Raw genomic sequence first — 11,750 nt, forward strand, 5'->3', positions numbered from 1 at the left:
TAACAGCGGTTTAGCCGCATTGCTAGTCTAAACCACAAAAGAAAATCCTTCGGATTTTCATGCACTGCATTTCATAATAAAATTCTTCGTAAATTGCCGCAACGACGGCCAAGCCGCAGAAACGTTAAAATTTTAAACTAAAAAGCTGTTTATGGCTACTCGCCATTTTCAGAGTATAAACACAAAAAATCCCTAGTTTCCAAGGGATTTTTTCTTTATTCTATTTTCAATTCTCCTATTTCTTAACCGGAATATTCTCCAAAATTTCAATAACAAACTTCCAAAATTTTTGAGACGATTTAATGGATGCTCTTTCATCAGGACTGTGTGCTCCGTGAATCGTTGGCCCAAAAGAAATCATATCCATGTTTGGATAATTCGTTCCTAAAATACCACATTCTAATCCAGCATGACACGCCACTACTTTTGGTTTTTCACCGTTTTGTTTTTCGTAAATTGATGTCAAAACATCTAAAATTTCAGATTTTACATTAGGTGTCCAACCTGGATAACTTCCTCCAAATTCTACTTCGCAACCAAATAATTCATATGCCGAACGCAAGCTATTTGCTAAATCCATTTTAGAACTTTCCACAGATGAACGCGTTAAATTCTGAATCGAAATTTGTCCGTCTTTTACAATCACTCGTGCAATATTATTCGAAGTTTCTACCAAGTCTTCCATATCAGCCGACATTCTGTAAACACCGTTGTGTGCTGCATAAATAGCTCGTAACAGACCTTCTTGCACACCCAAATCCATTACTTTTGCTGGAGTTGAATCACTTTTAACAATCTCAACCGTTAAATTTGGTTCCATTGTTTTGAATTCGGTTTTGATGTCGCCAATTACTTCTTGCATGTCAAAAACAAACGCTTCATCATACATTTCAGCAATAATTACTTTCGCTACACTTTCTCTCGGAATCGCATTACGCAAACTTCCTCCTGAAATTTCAGCGATTTGCAAACCAAAATTCTCAAATCCGTCAAATAATAAACGGTTCATGATTTTGTTGGCATTTCCTAATCCTTTATGAATATCCATTCCCGAGTGTCCTCCTTGCAAACCTTTTACAGTAATCGTATAACCTACAGAACCTTCTGGCGTTTCTTCTTCGCTGTAACCTCTTGTAGCCGTTACATCAATTCCTCCCGCACAACCGATATCGATTTCATCATCTTCTTCAGTATCTAAATTCAATAAAATTTCACCTTGTAACACACCACCTTTTAAGTTCAAAGCGCCTGTCATTCCAGTTTCTTCATCAATCGTAAACAAAGCCTCAATTGCAGGATGTTTGATATCTGTAGATTCTAAAATCGCCATAATCATCGCAACTCCTAACCCATTATCAGCACCAAGTGTAGTTCCTTTTGCACGAACCCAATCACCATCGACATACATATCGATTCCTTGCGTGTCGAAATCAAAATTTGTATCATTATTTTTTTGGTGTACCATATCCAAATGTCCTTGAAGAACAATTGGTTTGCGGTTTTCCATTCCTGGCGTTGCTGGTTTGCGAATGATTACGTTTCTGATTTCGTCTTCAAACGTTTCTAATCCTAAACTGGTTCCGAAGTTCTTCATGAATTCAATCACACGTTCTTCTTTTTTAGACGGACGTGGAACGGCATTCAAATCGGCAAATTTGTTCCAAAGTGGCTTTGGTTCCAGATTTCTAATTTCTTGGCTCATTATATTTTTGTAGTTTTTAAGTGTCTAAGCAACAAAGTTACAAAGTTTAATTTCTTTACAAATTGATTTGTGATTATATTTACGTTTTAAAATACACTGTGAAAAGAAAATTTGTCCTTCCTTTATTTTTAGTCATCCAAATCATCGTTGTGAAAACGATTGGTTTATTTCCTGATTTTGTAGAAAATTGGTACAGCAAAGGTTTTTATCCAAAACTATCTTTCTTGTCGAGAAAAGCATTGGGTTGGTTACCATTTTCATTTGGCGATTTAATGTATTTTATATTGATTTTTCTATTATTCCGATGGATTTGGAAACACCGAATTGGCTTTTTTAAAGAGTGGAAAAATAACGGATTAGCAATATTGAGTTGGGTTTCGGTGTTTTATTTTTTCTTTCATATTCTTTGGGGAATGAACTACTACCGCATTCCATTACATGAAAAATTACAGATTGAAAAAGAATATTCGAAACAACAATTGGAAGCTTTCATTGAAAAAATGTTGGTAAAAACCAATGAACTTCAACTCCAAATCACTAAAAATGATTCGTTAGCCGTTATGATTCCGTATTCGGATGACGAAATTTATAATTTGGCTTTAAAAGGTTATGAAAAGATCCCAACCGACTTACAAGAATTCCGTTACGAAGTAAAAAGTATTAAATCTTCGTTATTTAGTTATCCTTTGAGTTATATGGGATTTGGCGGTTATTTGAATCCGTTTACCAATGAAGCACAAGTCAATTATTTGAAACCTAAATACACTTCACCTTTAACCACTTGCCACGAAATGGCGCATCAAACAGGAATTGGAAGCGAGAGCGAATGCAATTTCATCGGATTTGTAACCGCTGCAAAAAACGAGGATTTGTATTTCCAATATTCGGCATATAGTTTTGCATTGCGTTATGCCTTGAATAATTTAGAAGCCTTACAAGAAGGAAGTTCGAAGCCTTTTGTAAAAAAAATCAACAAAGGCGTTTTGAAAAACTTTGAAGAAAATGAAATCTTTTGGGAAGAATACCAAACACCAATCAACACCTTTTTTGAATATTTCTACGACAATTTTCTAAAAGCCAACCAACAAAAAGATGGCATGGAAGGGTATAGTAAGTTTGTGGGATTAGCAATTGGGTATGAGAGAATTTAGTTCTTGGACTTTACTCTTAAGATTATATTATCAATATTTTCATTGAAGTAAACTAACAGTGCAATAATTATGTGATAAATTCCTAATAGAATATTTATGGTAGAACTATCCTTCATTAAAAATTGAAGACAAACTATTACATGATAAAAAGTAAACAAATAAAGAATTACTTTATTATTTGATTTTAACAATACTAATAAGAATAAAATTTGAATAAGAATCCTAATTGTACTCACAGTAATTCTATCGCTTCCAATTTTGTTATAAACTAAGACCGCAAGAATTGATTCAAATAGAAAAACTAATAAAATTGAAATATATAAAGTTGGTTTTGTTTTCATAATTTATTTACAACTCATCACTCGTAAAACTTACTAATTTTCTCTTTTTATACGGACGCATAATTAAACGAGCCTCTCTGTCAAAACGGATGTAATTATACACCCAATTTAAGAATACAACCGCTTTATTTTTGAATCCAATTAGCGAAAACAAATGCACAAACATCCAAACAAACCAAGCAAAAACACCACTAAATTTGTAATTTGGTAAATCAACAACAGCTTTGTTTCTTCCTATAGTTGCCATCGAACCTTTGTCTTTGTAAACAAAAGGCTTTAACTCTTTTTTATCTAGCAATCGGATTATATTTTCGGCTAATAATCTTCCTTGTTGCATGGCTGGTTGTGCCATCATGGGATGTCCTTGTGGATAGGTTTCTGAAGTCATAACTGCTATATCTCCAATTGCAAAAAGATTATCATAACCTTCTACTTGATTGTATTGATTGACTTTTATCCGATCAATTTTTTCAATAAAACTATCCGATTTTAAACCGTGAGGCAAAGCACCTTGTACACCTGCTGTCCAAATCACTGTTGCAGAATCAAAGGACAAATCGGAATTTGTGGTGACTGTTTTTCCATCGTAACCTGTTACACGAACGTTTTTCCAAACGCTGACCCCTAAATTCAATAAGAATTTTTCTGCTTTTTCAGATGCATTTTCACTCATTGAATCTAAAACTCTATTACTTCCTTGGATTAGATTAATTTCCATTTTACGAACATCTAAATCAGGGTAATCTTTTGGCAAAATAGCTTTTTTCATTTCAGCTAAAGCTCCAGCTAACTCTACCCCTGTTGGTCCACCGCCTACTAAAACAAAATTCATCAAACTATGACGTTCGTCGATATCATTGGTAAGCAAAGCTTGTTCAAAATTCTCTAAAATTAAACTACGAATGTTCAACGATTGCGGAATGGTTTTCATTGCCATACTATTGCGTTCAATTTCTTTATTTCCAAAATAATTGGTTTTTGAACCCGTTGCAATGACTAAATAATCATACTTGAGTTCGCCAATATCAGCAATTACTTTATTGTTTTTGGCATCAATTTCTCGCACTTCTGCCAAGCGAAAATAAAAATCTCTAAACTCTTGCACTACTTTTCTTATGGGATAAGCGATAGAATCAGGTTCTAAACCACCCGTTGCAACCTGATACATCAAAGGTTGAAAATTATGGTAATTGTGCTTATCTAATAAAACAACTTGCACCTTTTTATTACGAAGCTTTTTGGCCAAAGAAATTCCTGCAAAACCACCACCGATGATGACAATTCGAGGAAAACTACTACGAGGTATGTTCATTTATCATTGTAAATTTATCCTTTCAAAGATAAGAAGAAAAAAGAATTAAATCTTTCGGAAAAAAGTTAATGAATATTTAAATTTGAAATACTTAACTTGTAACAAATTAGTCCAAACGACTACTTATTGTATATGAAATCAGAATCGGAAGCACTTTTCGTAAAGCAACTCAAAGAGAATCAGAATATAATTCACAAAATTTGTCGATTATATACTACTGATGCTGATGCGCATAAAGATTTGTTTCAGGAAATTACGATTCAATTATGGAAGGCTTTTCCAAACTTTAGAGGCGATTCTAAATTTACAACTTGGGCATACCGAGTGGGCTTAAACACTGCAATTACACTTTACCGAAAAAAGAAACGAACCATTGATACCATTGAGTTTGATAGTACCTTTCATAAGGTAACACAAGACGATTACAACTTTGAAGAAGAAGAAAAATTAAAACTATTATACAGCGCCATAAGTGAATTAAATGATATTGAAAAAGCGCTCGTTTTCTTGTATTTAGAAGACAAAGATTACACCGAAATATCTGAAACCTTAGGTATTAGTGAAGTAAATGCACGGGTAAAAATGAACCGTGTAAAAGGAAAATTAAAAAAAATATTAAATCCGTAATCATGGATGAATTAGAAATATTAAAAAAAGATTGGAAGAAAAACGAAAATGCTTTCGACCAAGTTACAGAAAAAGAAATATACGGAATGCTACACAAAAGATCATCATCAATTGTGAAGTGGATTTTGATTATAAGTGTTTTGGAACTTTTATTATGGAGTGGAATTTCATTTTTAACAGCAGATGAAGAATATTTCAAAACATTAGAAATGTATCATTTAGATACAATTATGCCTATAATTTCTGTAGTTAATTATGGTATCATTTTATTCTTTATTTATTTGTTTTTTAAAAATTACAAAACAATTAATACTACGGATACTGTAAAACAATTGATGCAAAGCATTTTAAAAACTAGAAAAACCGTTAAATATTACGTTTGGTACAACTTAGGAATGACAGCTTTTTCATTCATTTTGGTTTTTATTTTCCAATTTATGTATGATCCAAATATTCAAAAATTGGTTGAAAAAATGTCTAAAAGTTTATCCGTAAATACTTTTTATTGTATAATGGTTTTGGTTTATATAATTGTAATAGTAGTATTCATTGGTCTAATTTGGCTATTCTACAGAATTTTATATGGAATATTAATGAGAAGACTACAAAAAAACTTTAATGAACTACAAAAAATAGATTTTTAATGAAACACCTTCTTTTAGTTGCCGGGCTTTTTACCTCGCTATTGGGAAACTCACAAGAATTAGAGAAAAGTTTATTGTGGAAAATTTCAGGCAATGGATTGCAAGAACCTTCATATGTATTTGGAACCATTCACGCAACTTGTGACGCCAGTTTAGATGAAAATACAATCAAAGCATTACAAGAAACAAAACAACTATATCTAGAGCTTGATATGGACGACAAAGCGATGCAAATGCAGATGCTCAAATACATGAAAATGAATAATGATGTAAAACTTTCTACTTTATTAAGTGCCGAAGATTTTAAAATTGTAGACGATTTTCTAAAAAAGCACATGAATATGTCGGCCAAAATGTTTGACACTTTCAAACCTTTCGTGGTTAGTAGTATGTTATTACCTAAAATGCTAGACTGTGAATTTCAATCAGTTGAATCAGAATTAATGAAGATAACCAAAGAACAAGGTGAAGAAATTTATGGTTTAGAAGAAATGAAAGATCAGATGAAAGTATTTGATGCTATTCCTTATCAAATTCAAGCTGATGAACTGTTAAAAACAGCAAAAAGCGATTTAAATCAAGACAAAGCAGAATTTCTTAGACTTTTAGAAATATACAAAGAAAAAGACATCGAAGGAATGCTAAAAGCAATGGATGAATCTGAAAATAAAATTTCTTCAGAAAATCAAGATCTTCTATTAAACAACAGAAATAAAAACTGGATTCCAATCATTTCTGAAACCGCATCAAAAACCCCAACCTTTTATGGTGTGGGTGCTGGTCATTTAGCGGGTGATGAAGGTGTCATTAAACTATTACGAAAAGAAGGATTCATCGTTGAACCTGTTCAATAAAAAAGGAGGCAATTGCCTCCTTTTTTATTAATATTTCCACATTCTTTCTTTGTCTAATTTTTCTTTTTCTTCCAATTCTTCTGCTGGAATAACTTTTAGCAATGAAGGATGTTGCTCAATTGCAAATTCAATCATTTCAACAATTTTATCTACAGAATCATTTTCATAATCAATCTGCAAAGGCTCTTTAATAACCATAGATTGCAAAATTCCTTTCTTTTTTATCATTAATCCTTTTCGGTCAAACGAACGACGGAAACCATCAATTACAATGGGTACAACAACGGGCTTGTGTTGCAAAATAATATGGGCAGTGCCTTTTCTAACTGGTTTAAAAGAACGTGTAGTACCTTGTGGAAAAGTAATTACCCAACCGTCTTGTAGGGCAATTTTTATATTTTCAGTATCATTTGGATTTACTTCTTTCTTTTCGGTAACATCTTTTCCTTTTGCTCTCCAAGTTCTTTCAACAGTAATTGCACCTGCATATGCTAAAATTCTTGGCAACAAACCTTCTTGCATCGTTTCTTTAGCGGCAACATAATACATATTAAGTTTTGGATTCCATAAATAAAAAACATTCTTAATATTATTTTCTCTACCTTTCAAACTAGCATTAAAAACATGAAACATTGCTACAACATCAGCAAAATAAGTTTGATGATTAGAAATAAACAACACATTGGTATCTGGTAAACTTCTAATTATTTCAGAACCTTCTATCTGCAATCTATTAAAGCTTTTATAGCGTCTGTGTGTTAAGAATCCCGCAATGCGAATTAACCACGTTTTTAAAAACAATATATGTCCAAAAGGATTTCTCTTAAATAATCCCATACTAATTCCTTTTTTAACAAAACAAGAAAGCAAATGTAGTAAAATAGAACATTTTTAAAAGAAAAAAAGAATAAAATCGCATGATGAAAATATAATTTTAAAGTAGATTAAAAGAGTTTACAACAAAACGCTTTTGATGGTTTCTTTTAACTCACTCATCATCATCGCAGTAGCACCCCAAACCACGTATTTATCTACCATAAAAGCAGGTACTTCAATATCTGTAGCATAGGAAGTTGACATTTTTACTTTAGTAATACTCCTCTCGTCTAAAAAATCAACAATCGAAAATTCGAGTACTCGTTTAACTTCATCTAAATCAGGAATAAACGTTAATTCTTCGTGCGAAATTCCCATAAATGGAGCAACTAAAAAGTTGCTAGGTGGAATATATATTTCGCTAAATGTTTTAATAATTTTTATTTTATCAGGATGAATTCCTACTTCTTCATGCGTTTCTCTCAATGCGGTTTCTTCTAAATTTAAATCCGATTCTTCAACTTTACCTCCAGGAAATCCTATTTGAGATGAATGTACGCCTGGATAAGAATTTCTAACAATTAATGCCAAATGCGTAATTTCATTTTTTGGATAAAACAACATTAAAACAGCTGCCTTTTTCGGGTTTTTATCTAAGTAATTTTCTTTTTTCAAATACGAAATACGTTCCAATGGCGCCATTTTTACATGCGCATCTGTAGAAAGCAATTTTTCTTTTTCTATCTTTGGAATATATTTTATAAAATCGTTAAAAAGCATACCTATAAAATTTTAGTAATCTTAAAGATAACTAAATTTTCAATGAAAATAACTTTTCCTAAAAAAATAATATGTTTAGTAAAGAAGAAGCACTTCGGATAAAAAAAGACTTTTGGATCGCGTTTGCCGAAACATATCCGCGCAAATGGTTGTTGTATAATACCAAAATTAAAGATGTTACTTTTAAGTTTTATGTTGACAATAAAAAAGCGCAAGTTTTATTAGATATAGAACCAAAAGACGAAAATAAACGTATCATATATTATGAAAAGGTAGAATCATTGAAAACTATTCTTTTGGAAGACTATTTGGAAGACGCCATTTTTGAGCGTAATTTTTATTTAGAAAACGGAAAAGTAATTAGTCGCATTTGGGTAGAGAAAACAGGAATTAGCATCAACAATAAAAACACATGGCATGATGTTTTTGACTTTTTTAGCGAAAAAATGGATGCTTTTGAACGCTTTTTCTATGAAAATGAGGATTATATTAAAGATTTAGAAATCAATACATAATTCGAATATTTTGTAACTTAGTTAACATTTTATTTGAATGATAACCATTAAATTTGAAAAAATGTCAACTATGAAAAACTTGGTTTTATTACTTTTAGTAATTTCATTTCAATCTTGTCAATCTCAAAACAAATCCGAAACCACGGAAAAAACTAGTGCTATGAATACAACAGTTAAAAAAACCGATGCTGAATGGAAAGCCCAACTTTCGGAAGTAGAATATGAAGTATTACGAAATAAAGGCACAGAACGTGCTTTTACGGGAGAATATTATGACCATTTTGAAAAAGGAAAATACGTTTGTGCGGCATGTGGAAATGATTTATTTACTTCTTCTACAAAATTTGATTCACATTGCGGTTGGCCATCTTTTGATCAAGCAATCAAAGGCGCTGTAATTTATAAAAAGGATCTAAGTTATGGAATGGTGAGAACCGAAGTAATGTGCGCTAAATGTGAAGGACACTTAGGTCATGTATTTGATGATGGTCCACAAGAAACTACTGGTCAACGCTATTGTACCAATTCTGTCTCTATAAAATTTATTCCAGAAAACGAGTAAATTATGCTAGTTTCTTTTGTGAAAGATAATTTAAAAGAAAACATCGATTTGCTTCGACAGCTTTCAAACGAAGAATTTTGTAAAAAAAATCCTGAATTAAGCCAAGCAACTATTGGTGAACACATGCGTCACATTATTGAATTATTTGATTGCTTACTTATAAACTATAATCAAGGAATAATAAATTATGACAAACGCAATAGAGATATAAAAATTCAATCTGATGTTAATTTTGCCATAGCAATCATTGAAAAACATCTTTCTAATATTGACAGACCAAACAAACAACTTTCATTGCAACACAATTGTTATAGTGCCGAAGAATTGCTTCCTACAAACTATTTTCGTGAACTATTATACAATTTAGAGCACAGCATTCATCATCAAGCCTTGATAAAAGTAGCTCTATACTATTTTCCGCATATTAAAGTTTCAAATTCATTTGGAGTTGCTCCATCAACACTTGAATACAGAAAAAAATGTGTACTGTAACGTTTATTCCAACTACAAATGGCTACATAATTACATCCAATCGTGATGAAAAAATAGCACGTAAAAAAGCAATTCCACCACAATCTTATGAAATAAATGGCAAACAAATATTTTTCCCAAAAGATCAAAAAGCTGGTGGCACTTGGATCGCACATACTAAAAATAAAATTGTTGTTTTACTAAATGGAGCAGAAGAAAAACACATTAAAAAACCTTCTTATAAAAAAAGCAGAGGTTTAATTGTAATTGAAATAATAAGCTCAAACAACAGTTTAGAACTATGGAAAACCATTGACTTAACTAATATTGAGCCTTTCACAATTGTCTTTTTTGAAAACAACAAATTGCTTCAATTGCAATGGAATGAAATTGAGAAAAGACAAGAAGAATTAGCTATTTCAGAGCATCATATCTGGTCTTCTTCTACACTGTATTCAAAAGAAATTAGAATTGAAAGAGCAAAATGGTTTGCTAATTTTATGCTTAAAAATACTAATCCAACGACAACAGATATTTTAAATTTTCACCTGTTTACAGAATCTGAAAATGAAGAATTTGGCTTACAAATCAACCGAAATAATCTTTTGAAAACTATAAGTATTACACAATGTTTCATTTCAGAAAACAAAATACAAATGTCTTATTTAGACCTAATGGAAAACCATGATCAAGTTTAAACTCTTCTTTCACAAACTTACACATTGGGAATATTGGCCATACCAAGTGCTCTATTTTCCAGTATATTTTCAATATTTGTATTATGTAATTCGGACAAAATCGTTTTTCTTTTTCAACGCATCTAATCCTACAATTAAAAATGGTGGATTTTTTATGGAATCTAAAAAAGAAATTTATGATTTAATTCCGCAAGAGTATTATCCAAAAACAATATTAATATCTCCTGATGAAAATTTAGAAAATATTTTACAAAAATTAATTTCCGAAAACATTAATTTTCCTTTAATAGCAAAGCCAGACATCGGTTTGAGAGGAACAGCTGTAAAAAAAATAAACACACGAGACGAATTAGCAACGTATCTTAAAAAAGCAAAATTTAATATTCTATTACAAGATTTAATCCCTTATGAAAACGAAATTGGGCTTTTCTATGTAAAATTACCTAATCAACCCGGAAAAATTACTGGAATTGTATCTAAAGAATTTATGATTTTAACAGGTAACGGAAAAAATACCATTCGAGAACTTTTACACCAAGATATTCGTTATGTTTTTCAAATTAAAGCACTTGAAAAAGAATACAATAACAAACTAAACATGGTTTTAAATAAAGGAGAGATAATAAATTTGGTACCTTATGGAAATCATTGCCGAGGTACAAAATTTATTGATGCAAGTCATGAAATCACTCCTAAAATGATTGAAAGTTTCAATACAATTTGTAATCAAATCGACGGCTTTTATTTTGGTAGAATGGATATTATGTACAAATCATATGAAGATTTAGCAAATGGAAAAAAATTCCAAATTGTTGAAATCAATGGAGCTATTAGTGAACCCACACATATGTACGATCCAAAACACAATTTATTATTTGGCTGGAAAGAACTCACTCGCCATTTTCATTACATGTACCTAATCAGTAAAAGCAATCATAAAAATGGTACAAAATACCTAACTTTTCAGCAAGGCATTCAAGAGTTTAAAAATCATCATAAGCATTATGATCGTATTTTAGAGTTTTAGATATGTAGAAATAAATAGCTATAAATTTTATTATCTATAGTTAAAAATGAGTTTTCATCAAAAACAAATAGGCTATCATTCTTTTTATATCTCCTTATCCAAAACACAAAAACAAAAAAGCCTGTCTATAACTAGACAGGCTTTTCAAAAGAAAGGCGGCGACATACTCTCCCACATAACTGCAGTACCATCTGCGCAGTCGGGCTTAACTTCTCTGTTCGGAATGGGAAGAGGTGAGCCCCGACGCAAT

The 11,750-nt window shown here is 31.4% G+C and carries 13 protein-coding genes and 1 rRNA gene; 9 read left to right on the forward strand and 5 right to left on the reverse strand.

Going from position 1 to position 11,750, the window contains the following annotated elements; translation table 11 throughout:
• Positions 1–235: 235 nt before the first annotated feature.
• Positions 236–1,702 (reverse strand): aminoacyl-histidine dipeptidase, encoded by a 1,467-nt coding sequence (locus tag VK164_RS05205; protein ID WP_324208347.1) that lies wholly within the window; start codon positions 1,700–1,702, stop codon positions 236–238.
• Between the two features lie 98 nt (positions 1,703–1,800).
• On the opposite strand from VK164_RS05205, the gene VK164_RS05210 reads away from it, so the two are divergent.
• Complete coding sequence (locus tag VK164_RS05210) at positions 1,801–2,853, forward strand: DUF3810 domain-containing protein (protein ID WP_324208348.1); 1,053 nt, start codon at positions 1,801–1,803, stop codon at positions 2,851–2,853.
• A 348-nt stretch (positions 2,854–3,201) separates the two neighbouring features.
• Here VK164_RS05210 and VK164_RS05215 read toward each other — a convergent pair whose 3' ends face one another.
• Positions 3,202–4,506: an NAD(P)/FAD-dependent oxidoreductase gene (locus VK164_RS05215; protein WP_324208349.1), complete on the reverse strand. Its 1,305-nt coding sequence runs from the start codon at positions 4,504–4,506 to the stop codon at positions 3,202–3,204.
• Between the two features lie 132 nt (positions 4,507–4,638).
• Between VK164_RS05215 and VK164_RS05220 the strand changes: the two genes are divergently transcribed.
• Genes VK164_RS05220 through VK164_RS05230 form a run of 3 tightly spaced genes read left to right on the forward strand, consistent with a single transcriptional unit; the run spans position 4,639 to position 6,631 of the window.
• Positions 4,639–5,133, forward strand: a complete 495-nt coding sequence (locus tag VK164_RS05220; RefSeq protein WP_166237342.1) for an RNA polymerase sigma factor — start codon at positions 4,639–4,641, stop codon at positions 5,131–5,133.
• Between the two features lie 2 nt (positions 5,134–5,135).
• The gene (locus VK164_RS05225) at positions 5,136–5,777 is read left to right on the forward strand and encodes a hypothetical protein (protein ID WP_324208350.1); all 642 of its coding nucleotides are present in this window, start codon (positions 5,136–5,138) and stop codon (positions 5,775–5,777) included.
• Positions 5,777–6,631, forward strand: a complete 855-nt coding sequence (locus VK164_RS05230; protein ID WP_324208351.1) for a TraB/GumN family protein — start codon at positions 5,777–5,779, stop codon at positions 6,629–6,631. The genes VK164_RS05225 and VK164_RS05230 overlap by 1 nt, the downstream gene beginning before the upstream one ends.
• Before the next feature lie 27 nt (positions 6,632–6,658).
• Here the strand turns inward: VK164_RS05230 and VK164_RS05235 are convergent, their stop codons facing one another.
• Together VK164_RS05235 and VK164_RS05240 are read right to left on the reverse strand one after the other, a co-directional pair.
• Positions 6,659–7,468 (reverse strand): lysophospholipid acyltransferase family protein, encoded by an 810-nt coding sequence (locus VK164_RS05235; protein WP_324208352.1) that lies wholly within the window; start codon positions 7,466–7,468, stop codon positions 6,659–6,661.
• Positions 7,469–7,585: 117 nt separating this feature from the next.
• The gene (locus VK164_RS05240; RefSeq protein WP_324208353.1) at positions 7,586–8,227 is read right to left on the reverse strand and encodes a CoA pyrophosphatase; all 642 of its coding nucleotides are present in this window, start codon (positions 8,225–8,227) and stop codon (positions 7,586–7,588) included.
• Positions 8,228–8,298: 71 nt separating this feature from the next.
• Between VK164_RS05240 and VK164_RS05245 the strand changes: the two genes are divergently transcribed.
• The 5 genes from VK164_RS05245 to VK164_RS05265 all read left to right on the forward strand — a co-directional run bounded on the left by VK164_RS05245 (position 8,299) and on the right by VK164_RS05265 (position 11,500).
• Positions 8,299–8,742, forward strand: a complete 444-nt coding sequence (locus VK164_RS05245; protein ID WP_324208354.1) for a DUF4268 domain-containing protein — start codon at positions 8,299–8,301, stop codon at positions 8,740–8,742.
• Between the two features lie 160 nt (positions 8,743–8,902).
• The gene (gene msrB / locus VK164_RS05250) at positions 8,903–9,304 is read left to right on the forward strand and encodes a peptide-methionine (R)-S-oxide reductase MsrB (RefSeq protein WP_324208359.1); all 402 of its coding nucleotides are present in this window, start codon (positions 8,903–8,905) and stop codon (positions 9,302–9,304) included.
• 3 nt (positions 9,305–9,307) lie between these two features.
• Positions 9,308–9,796 carry a DinB family protein gene (locus tag VK164_RS05255; RefSeq protein WP_324208355.1) on the forward strand — a complete coding sequence of 163 codons (489 nt, stop codon included), beginning with the start codon at positions 9,308–9,310 and terminating at the stop codon, positions 9,794–9,796.
• On the forward strand, positions 9,784–10,473 hold the full coding sequence (locus VK164_RS05260) for an NRDE family protein (protein WP_324208356.1): 690 nt from the start codon (positions 9,784–9,786) through the stop codon (positions 10,471–10,473). Before VK164_RS05255 ends, VK164_RS05260 begins: the two co-directional genes overlap by 13 nt.
• A 154-nt stretch (positions 10,474–10,627) precedes the next feature.
• Positions 10,628–11,500 (forward strand): D-alanine--D-alanine ligase, encoded by an 873-nt coding sequence (locus tag VK164_RS05265; RefSeq protein ID WP_324208357.1) that lies wholly within the window; start codon positions 10,628–10,630, stop codon positions 11,498–11,500.
• Between the two features lie 150 nt (positions 11,501–11,650).
• Here the strand turns inward: VK164_RS05265 and rrf are convergent.
• Positions 11,651–11,750, reverse strand: a 5S ribosomal RNA gene (rrf, locus tag VK164_RS05270); the annotation flags it as partial.

Source organism: Flavobacterium sp., from assembly GCF_035299005.1.
Taxonomy (GTDB): domain Bacteria; phylum Bacteroidota; class Bacteroidia; order Flavobacteriales; family Flavobacteriaceae; genus Flavobacterium.